Here is a 283-nt window from a genome sequence, read left to right as displayed (position 1 = left end):
GCCTGGGGAGTACGGTCGCAAGACTGAAACTCAAAGGAATTGACGGGGACCCGCACAAGCAGTGGAGTATGTGGTTTAATTCGAAGCAACGCGAAGAACCTTACCAGGTCTTGACATCCCTCTGACCGGTACAGAGATGTACCTTTCCTTCGGGACAGAGGAGACAGGTGGTGCATGGTTGTCGTCAGCTCGTGTCGTGAGATGTTGGGTTAAGTCCCGCAACGAGCGCAACCCTTGATCTTAGTTGCCAGCACTTCGGGTGGGCACTCTAAGGTGACTGCCG

At 54.4% G+C, this 283-nt stretch carries 1 rRNA gene; it reads left to right on the top strand.

The window, feature by feature from the left end:
* A 16S ribosomal RNA gene (locus tag HP548_RS00505) occupies nucleotides 1-283 on the top strand; the annotation flags it as partial.

The sequence above is a fragment of the Paenibacillus taichungensis genome (assembly GCF_013359905.1).
GTDB classification, from domain to species: domain Bacteria; phylum Bacillota; class Bacilli; order Paenibacillales; family Paenibacillaceae; genus Paenibacillus; species Paenibacillus taichungensis.
The sequence above is the reverse complement of the archived record's forward strand: the minus strand, read 5'-3'. Positions and strand labels throughout refer to the sequence as shown.